18 protein-coding genes and 1 pseudogene are annotated in these 12,499 nt (G+C 72.4%); 6 read left to right on the top strand and 13 right to left on the bottom strand.

Annotation, left to right across the window (positions count from 1 at the left end; all coding sequences use genetic code 11):
- On the top strand, positions 1-246 hold a 246-nt coding region (locus tag ACFHWE_RS23065; RefSeq protein ID WP_416603970.1), incomplete at its 5' end, for a hypothetical protein.
- Positions 247-313: 67 nt separating this feature from the next.
- Here the strand turns inward: ACFHWE_RS23065 and ACFHWE_RS23060 are convergent.
- Together ACFHWE_RS23060 and ACFHWE_RS23055 are read right to left on the bottom strand one after the other, a co-directional pair.
- Positions 314-451 carry a hypothetical protein gene (locus ACFHWE_RS23060; RefSeq protein WP_416603969.1) on the bottom strand — a complete coding sequence of 46 codons (138 nt, stop codon included), beginning with the start codon at positions 449-451 and terminating at the stop codon, positions 314-316.
- 6 nt (positions 452-457) lie between these two features.
- A complete protein-coding gene (locus ACFHWE_RS23055; protein WP_416603968.1) occupies positions 458-649 on the bottom strand; it encodes a hypothetical protein in 192 nt (63 codons plus the stop codon).
- Between the two features lie 124 nt (positions 650-773).
- On the opposite strand from ACFHWE_RS23055, the gene ACFHWE_RS23050 reads away from it, so the two are divergent.
- Positions 774-992, top strand: coding sequence for an SHOCT domain-containing protein (locus ACFHWE_RS23050; RefSeq protein WP_416603967.1), 219 nt, complete (start codon positions 774-776; stop codon positions 990-992).
- Between the two features lie 2 nt (positions 993-994).
- Here the strand turns inward: ACFHWE_RS23050 and ACFHWE_RS23045 are convergent, their stop codons facing one another.
- The 5 genes from ACFHWE_RS23045 to ACFHWE_RS23025 all read right to left on the bottom strand — a co-directional run bounded on the left by ACFHWE_RS23045 (position 995) and on the right by ACFHWE_RS23025 (position 5,810).
- A complete protein-coding gene (locus tag ACFHWE_RS23045; RefSeq protein WP_416603966.1) occupies positions 995-2,431 on the bottom strand; it encodes a sugar porter family MFS transporter in 1,437 nt (478 codons plus the stop codon).
- A 140-nt stretch (positions 2,432-2,571) separates the two neighbouring features.
- Positions 2,572-3,003, bottom strand: coding sequence for a PaaI family thioesterase (locus ACFHWE_RS23040; protein WP_416603965.1), 432 nt, complete (start codon positions 3,001-3,003; stop codon positions 2,572-2,574).
- 67 nt (positions 3,004-3,070) lie between these two features.
- Complete coding sequence (locus ACFHWE_RS23035; RefSeq protein ID WP_416603964.1) at positions 3,071-3,361, bottom strand: YiaA/YiaB family inner membrane protein; 291 nt, start codon at positions 3,359-3,361, stop codon at positions 3,071-3,073.
- A 43-nt stretch (positions 3,362-3,404) separates the two neighbouring features.
- Positions 3,405-4,601: a cation:proton antiporter gene (locus ACFHWE_RS23030; RefSeq protein ID WP_416603963.1), complete on the bottom strand. Its 1,197-nt coding sequence runs from the start codon at positions 4,599-4,601 to the stop codon at positions 3,405-3,407.
- 96 nt (positions 4,602-4,697) lie between these two features.
- Positions 4,698-5,810: an NAD(P)/FAD-dependent oxidoreductase gene (locus ACFHWE_RS23025; protein ID WP_416603962.1), complete on the bottom strand. Its 1,113-nt coding sequence runs from the start codon at positions 5,808-5,810 to the stop codon at positions 4,698-4,700.
- Between the two features lie 134 nt (positions 5,811-5,944).
- On the opposite strand from ACFHWE_RS23025, the gene ddaH reads away from it, so the two are divergent.
- Both ddaH and ACFHWE_RS23015 read left to right on the top strand, forming a co-directional pair.
- Positions 5,945-6,736: a dimethylargininase gene (gene ddaH, locus ACFHWE_RS23020; protein WP_416603961.1), complete on the top strand. Its 792-nt coding sequence runs from the start codon at positions 5,945-5,947 to the stop codon at positions 6,734-6,736.
- A gap of 63 nt (positions 6,737-6,799) precedes the next feature.
- On the top strand, positions 6,800-6,928 hold the full coding sequence (locus ACFHWE_RS23015; protein ID WP_416603960.1) for a hypothetical protein: 129 nt from the start codon (positions 6,800-6,802) through the stop codon (positions 6,926-6,928).
- A 24-nt stretch (positions 6,929-6,952) separates the two neighbouring features.
- Here ACFHWE_RS23015 and ACFHWE_RS23010 read toward each other — a convergent pair whose 3' ends face one another.
- Complete coding sequence (locus ACFHWE_RS23010) at positions 6,953-7,966, bottom strand: Gfo/Idh/MocA family protein (RefSeq protein ID WP_416603959.1); 1,014 nt, start codon at positions 7,964-7,966, stop codon at positions 6,953-6,955.
- Between the two features lie 129 nt (positions 7,967-8,095).
- Between ACFHWE_RS23010 and ACFHWE_RS23005 the strand changes: the two genes are divergently transcribed.
- Complete coding sequence (locus tag ACFHWE_RS23005) at positions 8,096-8,488, top strand: hypothetical protein (protein ID WP_416603958.1); 393 nt, start codon at positions 8,096-8,098, stop codon at positions 8,486-8,488.
- On the opposite strand, the gene ACFHWE_RS23000 is transcribed toward ACFHWE_RS23005, so the two are convergent.
- From ACFHWE_RS23000 to ACFHWE_RS22980, 5 genes and pseudogenes are all read right to left on the bottom strand, one after another.
- Positions 8,485-9,450, bottom strand: a complete 966-nt coding sequence (locus ACFHWE_RS23000) for a DUF4097 family beta strand repeat-containing protein (protein WP_416603957.1) — start codon at positions 9,448-9,450, stop codon at positions 8,485-8,487. The genes ACFHWE_RS23005 and ACFHWE_RS23000 overlap by 4 nt on opposite strands.
- A 48-nt stretch (positions 9,451-9,498) precedes the next feature.
- Positions 9,499-10,188 (bottom strand): response regulator transcription factor, encoded by a 690-nt coding sequence (locus tag ACFHWE_RS22995; RefSeq protein ID WP_416603956.1) that lies wholly within the window; start codon positions 10,186-10,188, stop codon positions 9,499-9,501.
- Positions 10,185-11,576, bottom strand: coding sequence for a sensor histidine kinase (locus tag ACFHWE_RS22990; protein ID WP_416603955.1), 1,392 nt, complete (start codon positions 11,574-11,576; stop codon positions 10,185-10,187). The genes ACFHWE_RS22995 and ACFHWE_RS22990 overlap by 4 nt, the downstream gene beginning before the upstream one ends.
- Positions 11,566-11,790: a hypothetical protein gene (locus ACFHWE_RS22985; RefSeq protein WP_416603972.1), complete on the bottom strand. Its 225-nt coding sequence runs from the start codon at positions 11,788-11,790 to the stop codon at positions 11,566-11,568. Before ACFHWE_RS22985 ends, ACFHWE_RS22990 begins: the two co-directional genes overlap by 11 nt.
- Before the next feature lie 160 nt (positions 11,791-11,950).
- Positions 11,951-12,007: pseudogene (locus ACFHWE_RS22980) on the bottom strand (hypothetical protein); the annotation flags it as partial.
- A 314-nt stretch (positions 12,008-12,321) separates the two neighbouring features.
- Between ACFHWE_RS22980 and ACFHWE_RS22975 the strand changes: the two are divergent.
- Positions 12,322-12,499, top strand: a 178-nt coding sequence (locus tag ACFHWE_RS22975; RefSeq protein WP_416603971.1) for a recombinase family protein, incomplete at its 3' end; no start/stop codon positions are given.

Here is a 12,499-nt window from a genome sequence, read left to right as displayed (position 1 = left end):
AGGAGAGGGCGTTTCCTTCCCGGCTTGAAGGACCGGGTCTCCACGCCCAACAAACTGATGAAACTGTGCAGGGTCGACCTCCAGCTCGTCATGGAGCCGCAGCAGGAGAGGCGGTTCCGTGACGAGCACGGGCTCGGCGACGACGAGGATCTGGGACCGTACCTGGCGCACGTGATCCAGGAGCAGTTGCGCCAGGTGGATCCGTTCTTCGAGTCGGTGCGGGCCGAACACGTGCGCCAGGACTGAGCGCGGGCCTCGGGCGGGGCGCGCCCCCGCTGCCGGGGGAACACCTGGCGCGGACCGGGAGTGTTCGCTACGGTGCGTCCATGGCTTCGAGCGAGGACACCAGGATCGCCCCGTCTGGGATCTGCCGGATGGGCCACCACATGTGGGTGCACCAGCCGGCCGGTTCCAAACGGCTGCTGTGCACCAGGTGCCGGTCGATGAGCATGAACAACTACGGTGCGGCGTGCCGCCCCGGCTGTACGGAGTGCCGCCCCCAGGAGGTCGGACGGAACGCCTCGTAGTTGCGTGAGCTGATCGCCCCGCAGCGGGAGCACCGCCGGGTCCCGTTGGGACCCTGCTGCCAGTCGTGCGCTCCGGCGGGGCAGTGGTCGGCCATGGCCACCTCCGCGGAGTGTGTGCCCACCGGAGGCTCGCGGTAACCTCCTGCGCCGTGCCCGCCAGACGGCTCCGTGGTGTCCGGCGCACCTGCCCGGGTACACCGGAACACAAGGGCATTTCCCGCACCCTGATGTCTTCGGGAGCGCACCATGGCCTTCGTGATGAGCCTGTTCACGATCCTGCTGCTGACGGCTGTGGCCGTCACCGTCGTCCTGGCCGCCTCCGGCTCGGGCCTGACCGGTCCGGGCACCGAGGAGGAGGCGCGGCCGCGCGCGGCCGACCCCGCACTGCAAGAGCTGCGGATGCGCTACGCGCGCGGGGAGATCGACCGGGAGGAGTACCTGGAGCGCCTCATCGACCTGGAGTAGGGCTACCGGGCCAGGTCCTCCATCTCCTCCAGCGTCTTGCCGCGGGTCTCGCGCACGAAGCGCCATACGAAGAAGAACGAGGCCAGCGCGAAGGCCGCGTACATGTAGTAGGCCCCGCTCAGGTTCCAGTCCCGCAGGGTCGGAAAGGTGACGGTCACCAGCCAGTTGGTCAGCCACTGGGTGGCGGTGGCCACGGCCATGGCGGCGGCACGCACCCGCAGGGGGAACATCTCCCCCAGCAGCACCCACACCACCACGCCCCAGGACAGGGCGAAGAAGAGCACGAAGGCGCTGGCCGAGACCAGCGCGGCCACGGCCCACCCGTAGGGGAGCTGGGCCTGTTCGCCGACGACCCGGGCGTGGCTGAAGGCGTGGGCTGTCAGGGCCAGGGACACCGTCATACCGACCGAGCCGACAAGCAGCAGGGGTTTGCGCCCCAGGCGGTCCACAAGCATGATCGCCACGAACGTGCCGAGGATGTTGACGATCGAGGTGAACAGGCTCAGCAGCAGTGAGTCGGTCTCGGCCACCCCCACCGACTGCCACATCGAACTGGAGTAGTAGAAGATGACGTTGATCCCCACGAGCTGCTGGAACGCCGAGACGGCCATGCCGATCCACACGATCGGCATCAGCCCGTAGCGCCCGGCCAGGTCCCGCAGGCGCGGGCGCCGCTCGGTGCCCAGGGCCGTGTGGATCTCCGCGATGCGGCGCTCCACCTGGATCGCCGATCCGCCCTCGACCTCGGCCAGGATCCTGCGCGCCTGCGTGTCGCGCCCGGTGCGCACCAGGTAGCGGGGCGACTCGGGGATGGTCAGGCTCAGCAGCAGGTAGATCAGGGCGGGCAGCACCTCGATGCCCAGCATCCACTGCCAGGCCTGGACGGGGCCCAGGTCGTTGTGCGCGCTGCCGTCGGCCGACTGGGCCACGGCGTAGTTGACCAGTTGGGACACGGCGATGCCCAGGACGATCGCCAACTGCTGCAGGGCGGCCAGGCGGCCCCGGTAGGCGGCTGGGGAGACCTCCGCGATGTAGGTGGGCGCGATCACCGACGCCATGCCGATGGCGGTGCCGCCGACCACCCGCCACAGGGTCAGGTCCCACACCGAGAAGGGCAGCGCCGAACCGATGGCGCTGGCTGCGAACAGCACGCCGGCGATCTGCATGACGCGGATGCGGCCGAACCGGTCGGCGAGGGCGCCCGCGACGGCCGCGCCCAGCGCGCTGCCCAGCAGGGCGGCGGCGACGGTGAAGCCGAGGGTGGCTGGCCCCACCCCGAACCGCTCCCGAATGGCGTCGACGGCGCCGTTGATGACCGCGCTGTCGTAGCCGAAGAGGAAGCCGCCCATGGCCGCGGCCGCGGCGATCATCGTGACGTGGACGATGTTGATCTCGCCTCCGGCCGCGGCCTCGGCGCTCTCGCTGCCCGCTCCGCCCACGTTCGCTCCTCACGTCCCGGGCCCGTCCGCAGGTGCGGCGGTGTGGGGCCAGCGTGAGGGACGGGGGGTCCCCGACCAGGGGAACGAAACGCACTCTGGACCGAATATGGGGCGGTATTGACCGTTGCGCGGGGGGCAAGTCAGGGGGTGCGGGGCGGTTCCAGGACCGAGACGGTGCCCTGGGCCGTGGCACACAGCGTCTCGGTGCCCGCGCCGTCCAGGGCGCTCACGTCGCAGCGGCACACCACGCGGGTGCGCCCGGCCCGGACGACACGGGCGCGGGCGCGCAGCGCGGTCCCGCCGGCCGGGCGCAGGTAGTCAATGGTGAACCCGGCGGTGAGGACGCCGGCTCCGACCGCGGAGCCGGCGGCGAAGGTAAGCGCGTTGTCGGCCAGGTAGCCCAGGACACCGCCGTGCACGAACCCGTTCTGCTGGCACAGGTCCTCGCGCACGTCGAGTTCGAGCACGGCCTCGCCGCCGCCGTAGGAGGCCAGGCGGGTGCCCAGCAGCGCACTGAAGGGCTGGTCAGCCAGCACCTTGCGCGCGATGTCGATGTCCTGTGCCCCGCCCACGTTCCCTCTCCGGATCCCTCACGCAACTGTTGGGACGAATCTAGCGCAGCACCGGCGCGTGGGCGGGTCAGGGGCGCGGCTGGGGCTGCTCAGGGCCGTTCCATACCGGCATCGGCGGGTACTGCTGCGCCATCTCCTCGGCGAGGGCGTCCTCCTGACGGTCGCGTACGCACTTGGCGAGGGTGAAGGTGGACGTGATGACGAACAGGACGCTCATGCCCAGGAAGGCGCGCATCCACAGGTCGACGGGCAGGTAGACGATGCCCGCGCCCGCGCCGATGGAGGAGGCGGCGAAGGCGATGATGGACTGCAGGTAGAACTGTGAGGTGGCCCGCGGACGGGGGATGAAGGGGTTCATGGCACTATGGTGGCCCTCCCCGGGGCCGTGCGCCTGAGTACCGCTACCTACCGGCCCGTTCGGGGCCGCGGCGCACCAGTGCCAGCCCGGCCTGGGGGAAGAGCAGGACCGAGACCATGCCCGCACCGATCAGGGCGGCGGCGTGCGCCGAGTCCAGGGCGCCGGTCTCGGTGCCGATGGCGGTCAGGACCACCAGCAGGGGCAGCGCGGTGGAGGAGAACAGGGCCAGGGCGGCGCCCTCGCGTCGGCTGAGCCCGTCCCGGCACACCAGCCACACCGGCAGCCCGCGCACCACAAGGAACAGCGCGAGGAACAGGGGGATCGCGGCGGCCGCGGACCACTCCGACACCAGGGCCTGGAGGTCGAAGCGCACCCCGGTGACCACGAAGAACACCGGGACGAACAGGCCGTAGGAGATCGACATCATCCGTTCCTCGACCTGCTGTGCCTCGCCGGGGTGGTTGTTGACCAGCATGGTGCGGACGATGACCCCTGCGGCGAAGGCCCCTAGGACGCTGTCCAGCCCCAGCCCGGTGGCCACCCACAGCATGAACACCACGACCAGCAGGCACAGACGGACGGCGAGTTGGGCGCTGGTGCCCAGGGTCGCCCGGACCATTCTCTGCACGCGGGGAGAGGGGCGGCGTCCCATCCGCCAGAGGGCGAGTCCGGCTACGGCGAAGAAGACCAGCAGCAGCAGTGTTCCGGTCAGCGGCCGGAACCCGCTCAACAGCAGGGCGACCACGACGATGGGGGCGAACTCGCCCACCGTCCCCGAGGCGAGCAGGCGGGTGCCCAGCGGAGAGTCCAGGACGCCCGCGTCGCCCAGGATCGGCAGAAGGGTGCCCAGCGCGGTGGTGGTCAGGGCCAGACCGATGATCAGGGCGACCTGGAGGCCGTCGGTCACCAGCCAGGCGGCGGCCAACCCCAGGGCCAGGGAGAGGGCCCACGCGGAACCGGCACGCCGCAGTGTTCCTCCAGCAACCCGTGCGACGTCGATCTCGTAGCCGGCCATGAACATCAGCAGGGCGAGACCCATGCCGGAGACGGCGGCGACGATCTCGGTCTCCTCGACCAGGCCGATCCCCGAGGGGCCGATCACGATGCCCAGCGCGATCTCCAGGACCACGCCGGGCAGGACGAACCAGCGGGCGGCCACGTCCGCGGCCAGGGGCGCCAGCACGGCCGCGAACAGGATGACCAGCAGCGGTGTCAGGCTCGCCGTGACCGTGCTCTCCACCGGGGCCGCCTTTCTGAGCGGGAGGTCTCCTACCGGGTCATCGTGGGCCATGGCGGGGCCGACGCGGTGGAAGGCGCGCCTTGGGCCGACGCGATCTCAGGCGGCGGGGCGGTCGGGGCGGAACACCGCTAGGTCCAGTCCGGTGTCCTCGCCCGTGGCCAAGCGTGCGGCGACCAGCCCCTGGTAGGGGCCGAAGGTCAGCCCCTGGCCGCCCAGACCGGTGGCCACCACCACGCCGGGCAGGTGGTCGAGGGCCCCCAGCAGTTGCTGCCCGTCGTGGGTGCCCGGGCGCAGACCCACCCGGGTCTCCACGACGGTGGCCTCGGCCAGCGAGGGAAGCACCTCCACAGCGGTGGACAGGTTGTGCAGCAGCCCGCCCGCGGTCGTGCGCAGGTCGAACCCGGCCTCGGGCTCGACGGTGCCGCCGGTGACGACCCGGTCGGGGCCGAAGGCGCACACGAAGTAGTCGCGCTCGCCGAAGCGCACCACCGGCCACCGGCGTGTGCTGGTTCCGGGCAGCGCGAAGTGCGTCATCTGGCCGCGCACCGGGAACAGGGGCAGGTCCGTGCCCGTGGCCGCCAGCAGGTCGGCCGACCACGCGCCGGCGGCGACGATGACCGTCGCGGCCTCCAGTTCTTCGCCGTCCACACTCACCCCGGTGACGCGGTGGCCGTTCCAGGCCAGGTGCGCGCGGCCCTTGTGGTAGCGCAGCCCCCGCTCCTCGGCCGCGTTGAACAGGGCGGCTCGGGCGCGGCGGCCGTTGACGCGTGCCATGCCCTCGATGTGGACGCCGCCGTAGGCCTCGGGGACCAGGGGGAAGCGGCGGGTCGGCTCTCCGGCGGGCAGCCGCTCCACCCGGCCCATGGTGGCCAGCTCCGGCCGCTGCGCCAGGGTGTGGAGGAGTTCGTATCCGGCGTCGTCGCCCTCGCGGTCCACCGACATGCCCCCGACCGCCTCGTAGCCGGTCAGGTGTCCGTCGCGGGCCAGTTCGTCCATGAGGCGGGGGTAGTGCGCGGCGGCGCGTGCCTTGAACTCCCACACCGCGGGCGCGTCCCAGGGGAAGGGCCAGGGGAAGACGACTCCGGTGCCGGCCGCCGTGGCCTGCCCCGGGTGGGCGGCGTCCACCAGGGCGGTGGACACGCCCCTTCTGGTCAGGTGGAACGCGGCGCTGGCGCCCACGATCCCGCCGCCGACGATGATCACATCCATGGATCCACCCTGCCGTGCGGGGCGTTTGCGGACAAGCCGCCCGGCCCGCGTGGCGCGAGGGGGTCGCGGCCGCCCGCGCGGGTAGGTTGCGCTTCGACCCGTTCCCCGCTCCCGACCCCCTTGGAGGTCCTGCCGTGCACGGTTACACCAGTGCGGGTGTCGCTCTGACCCGCAGGCCCGGCCCTGACCTGGCGCGGGGCATCGTCACGCACATACCCCGCACGCCGGTGGACCCGGTGCTGGCCATGCGCCAGTACGTGATCTACCAGGAGGTGCTGGCTTCGGCGGGCTGGCGCGTGCGCGAGGTCGATCCGGCGCCCGAGCACCCCGACTCGGTGTTCGTGGAGGACACCGTGGTGGTGTGCGGTGATCTGGCGGTGCTGACCCGTCCGGGTGCTCAGGAGCGGCGCGGCGAGGTCGAGGGTGTGGAGGCGTCGGTGCGGTCGATGGGGCTGCGTGTGGCGCGGGTGGAGCCGCCGGGGACCCTGGAGGGCGGGGACGTGCTCCGGGTGGGGGCGCGCGTCTACGTGGGGGTGGGCGGCCGCACCGATCTGGAGGGGGCCGACCAGTTGGCACGCCTGATCAAGCCGTTGGGGTACGAAGTGGAGCCGGTGGGCCTGGGAGCTGCGGTGCACCTGAAGTCGGCGGTGACCGCCCTGCCCGACGGGTCGCTGATCGGCCTGCCCCATCTGGTGGAGGCCGGGGCGATGGCCCCGGTGCGCGCGGTGTCCGAGGAGCCGGGGGCACACGTGCTCCCGCTGGGCGGGCGGGAGGTGATGGTCAGTGCGGCCGCGCCCGCCACGATCCGTGCGCTGGCCGCCGGCCGGTGGCGGGTGGTCCCGGTGGACATCTCCGAGTTCGAGAAGCTGGAGGGCTCGGTGACGTGCCTGAGCGTCCTGGTCCCCGACGGGGCCGGGACGGTGTGAGGGGGCGCTCTCACGCGGCGGTGTCGCCTTCGGCGCTCACCTGTCGGCGACCGCGAGGACCCGGTGGCCGCCTGGAGCGAGGTCAAGCTGTACATGGGCGGCCATGACGCGCCCAGCACCCTGCTCGGCGTGACCGTGCCGGGCTACCCCGGGCAACTGGTGGAGGCCGTCGCCGTCACGGCGGCCCGGTGAACACAGGCCGATGGGTCGGGCGGGTCAGGAGCGGGGTGCGGAGCCTTCGGGCGGTGCGTCGGCGAAGGCGGCCACGTCGCGGATCCGGTCGACCAGCCGGGCCAGGCGCAGGCTCTCCTCCCACGGCATGTCCGGGCTCTCCAGTTCGCCCCGGGCCACGCACCGCGCCACCTCCTCGGCTTCGTACTCGTAGCCGTTGGCGCGCCAGGGCCGTTGGAAGGACTCCGGCTCCCCGCCCCGGCGGTGCAGCACCACCTCGGTCGGCGCCCAGGAGCGGTCCAGCTCCAGCCACCCCTCCTCACCGACCAGCACGGCGCGGTTGGGCATCGCCGAGCGCGTCGCGCAGCGCAGGGCCGCCGACGCGCCGTCGGCGCCGCGCACGAGGACGTCGGTGTGGGTGTCGACCGTGTTGTCGGGCGACAGTTGCCGGGTGGCGCCCACGACGGTGAGGTCGCCCAGGAAGTGGGAGGCCAGCGCCAGCGGGTAGACGCCCACGTCCAGCAGCGCCCCGCCGCCCAGTGCGGGGTCGAACAGACGGTGGGCGGGGTCGTAGGGGGCGCTGAAGCCGAACTCCGCCGACAGCGAGCGCAGGGGCCCGATCGCGCCGTCGGCGACCAGTTCGCGCGCCAGCCGGTATGCGGGCAGGAACCGCGTCCACATGGCCTCCATGAGGAAGCGCTCCTGCGTGCGGGCGGCGGCCACCATCTCCGACGCCTGCTGGGCGTTCATCGCCATGGGCTTCTCCACCAGCACGTGTTTGCCCGCCTCCAGGAACGCCAGGGTGTGCGGGTGGTGGGCCGGGTGGGGGACGGCGATGTAGACCGCGTCCACGCCGGGGTCGCCGGCCAGGTCCTCGTAGGTCCCGTGAGCCCGGGGGATCCCCCAGGTGTCGGCGAAGGCGCGGGCCCGCTCGGCGGTGCGCGAGCCGACCGCGGTGACCTGCGCGCCGGGGGTGGTCTTCAGGGCTTCGAGGAAGGTGTGCGCGATACCGCCGGTTCCGGCCACGCCCCAGCGCAGTACGCCCGCATCATGTGTCATGTGTACATCGTAAAAAGACCGTCATGTCCCGTTCGCGGTGGGGCGGGTGTTCGGTTTCACCGGCGCGGGCCCGTACGGTGGCGGGAGGATCGCCGAGCCGCTCGCCGCGGGAGACCGAACGGAGGGGGAATGTCGGACACGCTCGCCCACAGGCTGGGGGTTCGGTCCGGGGACCGTCTGCTCGTCCTCAACGCCCCCGAACGCTACCTGCGCCTGCTCCAGCCGCCCGAGGGCGTCCACATCGACCTGGGGGCCGTCGAGGGCGCCCGCTACGACGGCGTCCACTTCTTCGCGCTGGACCGCGGCACGGTCACCCGGGAGGTGCCCGAGGCACTGGACCTGGTGGGGCACCGCACCCGGCTGTGGCTGTGCTACCCCCAGCGGGGCGGCACGATCATCACGGACCTGACCGCCGACAGCGGCTGGAAGGTGTTGGAGGCGACCGGCTGGCACCGCACCGCCCAGGTGCCGATCGACACGGACTGGGCGGCGCTGCGCTTCGAGCCCTCCAGCGGTTCCTAGCCGATCCCGACCGACCCGCTGACGGTGTCGACGTCGATACGCGCGTCGGCCTCCGGCGAGGTGCCCACGTCCACGGTGCGCGCCCCGGAGACCGATTCCCCCCGCACGTCGTAGCTGCCGTCGGGGACGTCGATCCGCACACTGCCGCTGGTGGAGTCCACCTCCAGCAGATCGAAGGGGCTGCCGGTGTCGACGCTGACGCTGCCGGAGGTGGTCGAGATCCGTGCGGTGGTGAACCCGCCGCCCACGGACAGGGAGCCGCTGGTGGACTCGGCCTCCACCGTCTCGGCGGTGAAGCCGGACACGTCCATGCTGCCGGAGACCGTCGTGGCCCTTAGCGCCGGACCGCTCCCGGAGGCGGTGATCCGTCCTGAGGCCGTCTCGACCGAGGCCGAACCCTGCACCTCGTCCAGTTCCACGCGCCCGGAGGCGGTCGACACCTCCACGTCCCCGGTGTGCTCCTCCACCCTGACCCTTCCGCTGGCGCTGGACAGTTCGAGGGAGCCCTCGACGTTGGCGACGCGAATGCTTCCGCCGGCGGTGGCGACGGCCACGGCGGTCCCCTCGGGGACCGACACGTCGTAGTCGACCGCGCAGTCGCCGAGGAACCAGGGCCCCTCGCACTCGGCGCGCACCCGCACCCGCTCGCCGCTCCGGTCGACGCGCTCCTCGGGCTCCTGGAACGGGGTGGCGTGCAGCGTCCGCTCCAGGACGACATCCTCTCCCCCGCCGCTGATGGTCACCTCGCCGGAGGTGCGGTTGTCGATCTCCAGGGCGGTGGCCCCGGGAAAGCCGTCACTGAGCGAGCGGCGGTCCACGTCCACGCCGCGCAGTACCGAGAGCGCTACCGCGGCGACCAGGACCACGGCGACCAGGGCCCCCAGCAGTACCAGCGGACCCGCACGGAACCCTCCCGGCTCCTTGCTGGAGGAGGCGTACAGCCCTCGGGCCTTGAATGTCACGTCTGTTCCTTTCCGGAAGGGGGCCCTTCCTCGTCTGTCGTACTCCGGTCAGGGGCGGTCGGCGCCGCGCAGGTAGCGCAGGACGGCTTGGACCCTGCGGTGGTCGTGTTCCTCCTGGCCCAGGTCGAGTTTGGTGAAGATCGAGCGGATGTGTTTCTCCACCGCCCGTTCGGTGACGCTCAAGCGCGCGGCGATCCCGGCGTTGTTCAGCCCCTGGGCCATGACCTCCAGCACCTCCCCCTCACGGGGGGTGAGTCGCTCCAGGGCGCTGTCGCGGCGGCTGCTGAGCAACTGGGAGACCACCTCGGGGTCGATGGCGGCCCCGCCGCCGGCCACCCGGCGCAGCACGGACAGGAACTCGTCGATGTCGGCGACCCGGTCCTTGAGCAGGTAGCCCACACCGGTGGCGCCGCCGCCGAACAGGTCGGAGGCGTAGCGGCTCACCACGTGCTGTGACAGCAGCAGAACGGCCGTGCCGGGGTGGTCGCGGCGGATGCGCACCCCCGCCTCGATGCCCTCCTCGGAGTAGGTGGGAGGCATGCGGATATCGACCAGGCACAGGTCCACCTCGGGGTGGGAGCGCACCGAGGCCAGCAGGGCTTCGGCGTCGCCCACCTGGTCGACGACGCGCACCCCCGCCTCCTCCAGGAGCAGGGCCATACCGCTGCGCAGCAGCACCGAGTCCTCGGCGATGATGACGCGCGGCCCGTCCCCGCCGGTGTGCTCGTGCATGCTCATGCCTCCCAGGGGATGTCGGCGGTCAGTGCGGTGCCCGCTCCGGCGGGGCTGTGGACGGTGAGTGTGCCATCGACGGCGTCCACGCGGTCCCAGAGGCCGTACAGCCCCGTGCCCACCTCCGGGTCGGCACCCCCCTCGCCGTCGTCGGTGACGGTGACGCGCAGCAGGTCGCCGCCCCGGGGCCGCTCCAAGCGCAGGGCGCGGACGCGGACGTGCCCGGCCCCGGCGTGCCTGGCGGCGTTGGTCAGGGCCTCGCACACCACGTAGTAGGCCACGGCCTCGGCCCGGCGCGAGGGGCGCTGTTCCAGGTCCGCGTCGATCTCCACGGGGACCGGGCAGCGCCCTGCGGCCACGGGCAGGGCGGAGGGCAGCCCGTGGTCGGTGAGCACGCGCGGGTGCAGGCCACGGGCGATCCGGCGCAGCTCCTCCATGGCCTCCCCCGACTCGCGCCGGGCACGGTCGACCAGCTCCAGGGCCCCGTCGGGGTCGGAGGACAGGCGGGTGCGGGCGCGGGTCAGCGTCATGGACAGGGCCAGGAGCCGCTGTTGGGCGCCGTCGTGCAGGTCGCGTTCGATGCGGCGCCGTTCGGACTCGGCGGCGTCGACCATACGCAGGCGGCTGTCTTGGACGTGCAGCAGGCGCCGGCGCATGCGCACCTCGGGGGCCTCCAGGTGCAGGGCGCGGTGGAGCGCCACCTCCCCGGCCACCAGGTAGGGCGCTAGCCGCAGGCCGAGCAGGGAGGCGACCGGGCCGGCGGCCATGAGCAGGGCCGTTTCGGCCGGGTCGCCGGGCGCGCCGCTGGCCAGGATGTAGGCGAAGCCGAGCAGTGCCCCCAGAGCGGCGGCGCCGGCGCACACCACCAGCACGACGACCAGTGCGCCGGCCAGCAGGGCGTAGGCCCCGGCGGCGGTGCTGCGCGCCACCCGGACCCAGGCCCGGCCTCCGAACAGGGACCGCCACAAACGCGCGGCGGGGGACCCGGTGTCCGCGGGGTCCGCGGGGTCGGCCTCCACGAAGCCGAAGACGGACCTGAGCCGGTCGCGCTGGATACGGCAGGACAGGCGGGCCAGTGGACCCGCCGCGCACAGTGCCGCCGCGAGGAGGAGCACGTCCAGGGCGGGGCGGCCGGGGGCGGGCGTCTGGGGGACGGACGGCGGGTGGGGGGTGATCAGCAGGACCGCCCAGGTGAGCGCCGACAGCAGCAGCACAGCGGGCAGCAGGTAGAGCAGGGCCAGGACCAGGGTGGTCATCAGGTGCAGGACCGCGACCAGGCGGGCGCGCCAGGTGGAGCCGTAGGCGTCGGCGGCGCGGGAGAGGTTGGCCAGAGCCCATGCCAGGGCAGGGCCGCCACCGGGGGCCCTGCTGTGGGGGGCGCTGTCACCGCTCATGGTGGACACGGTAGTTTTCCGGGCCCGGTCCGGGCGATGCCGCCAGCACGTGAGCCGACGGTGGTGGAGGCACCACCGCGTGTGCCGGGGGCGCCCGGCGCCCCCCGGCGTCGGCGGCGCGTCGCAGTTTGGCCACGTCGATCCTGTGCATGCCCATCATGGCCCGGGTGGCCCGCTGCGCGCGGCCGGGGTCGGGGTCGCGCAGCAGTTCCATGAGATGGGCCGGGACGATCTGCCAGGACAGTCCGAAGCGGTCCTTGAGCCAGCCGCAGTGGCTCTCCCGGCCGCCGTCGGCGGTGAGGGCCTCCCCACAGCGCGTCGACCTCCTTCTGGCCCTCGCACAGGACCTGGAAGGAGAACGCCTTGGTGAAGGTGAACGCGGGTCCGCCGTTGAGGGCGACGACCCTCTGGCCGGAGAGTTCGAACTCCACGGTCAGGACCCGGCCTTGGGGGCCGTCGTGGGCGGTGTCGAGGATGGGGTCCGAGTAGGAACGGAACGGTGAGTCCCGACAACTGTCACATCTGTTGACGCTCGACGGAATGGCCAGTTCAGCATCTTCTAGTGAGGAACCCCGGCTCTTCAGAGTCGGGGTTCCTCACTAGAAGATGTCAGGTCCTTCAAAAACCCCTTCAGAAACCGTGGGTGTTCAACAACCCTCCAGAACCGTTTCCTGAGAGGATCGGGGGCATGGACGCCTCCGCCCAGTCGGATCTGTTCGCCGCCGAGCCCGCGGTGCCCACCGAGATCCGCATCGGCTACGCCCGGGTCTCCACCGGAACCCAGAAGCTCGACCGCCAGCTCGACGCCCTCAAGGCCGCCGGGTGCCGCAGGATCTTCTCCGACACCAAGCCCGGCCGCGCCGACGAGCGCCCCGAGCTGAAGGCGTGCCACGCCTTCCTCCACCCCGGCGACACCCTCGTCG

The organism is Nocardiopsis sp. LOL_012 (genome assembly GCF_048060475.1).
In the GTDB taxonomy this organism is placed as follows: Bacteria; Actinomycetota; Actinomycetes; order Streptosporangiales; family Streptosporangiaceae; genus Nocardiopsis.
Note: the sequence above shows the minus strand (reverse complement) of the source record. Positions and strands in the feature narration are given on the sequence as shown.

Bases quoted from the DNA above. Each gene is read 5' to 3' on its own strand.
- ACFHWE_RS23025 (WP_416603962.1), bottom strand. From the start codon at position 5,810: ATGGATGTGATCATCGTCGGCGGCGGGATCGTGGGCGCCAGCGCCGCG.
- ACFHWE_RS23050 (WP_416603967.1), top strand. From the start codon at position 774: ATGGCCTTCGTGATGAGCCTGTTCACGATCCTGCTGCTGACGGCTGTG.
- ACFHWE_RS22990 (WP_416603955.1), bottom strand. From the start codon at position 11,576: ATGAGCGGTGACAGCGCCCCCCACAGCAGGGCCCCCGGTGGCGGCCCT.
- ACFHWE_RS23035 (WP_416603964.1), bottom strand. From the start codon at position 3,361: ATGAACCCCTTCATCCCCCGTCCGCGGGCCACCTCACAGTTCTACCTG.
- ACFHWE_RS23060 (WP_416603969.1), bottom strand. From the start codon at position 451: ATGCTCATCGACCGGCACCTGGTGCACAGCAGCCGTTTGGAACCGGCC.
- ACFHWE_RS22985 (WP_416603972.1), bottom strand. From the start codon at position 11,790: ATGGAACTGCTGCGCGACCCCGACCCCGGCCGCGCGCAGCGGGCCACC.
- ACFHWE_RS23010 (WP_416603959.1), bottom strand. From the start codon at position 7,966: ATGACACATGATGCGGGCGTACTGCGCTGGGGCGTGGCCGGAACCGGC.
- ACFHWE_RS22995 (WP_416603956.1), bottom strand. From the start codon at position 10,188: ATGAGCATGCACGAGCACACCGGCGGGGACGGGCCGCGCGTCATCATC.
- ACFHWE_RS23005 (WP_416603958.1), top strand. From the start codon at position 8,096: ATGTCGGACACGCTCGCCCACAGGCTGGGGGTTCGGTCCGGGGACCGT.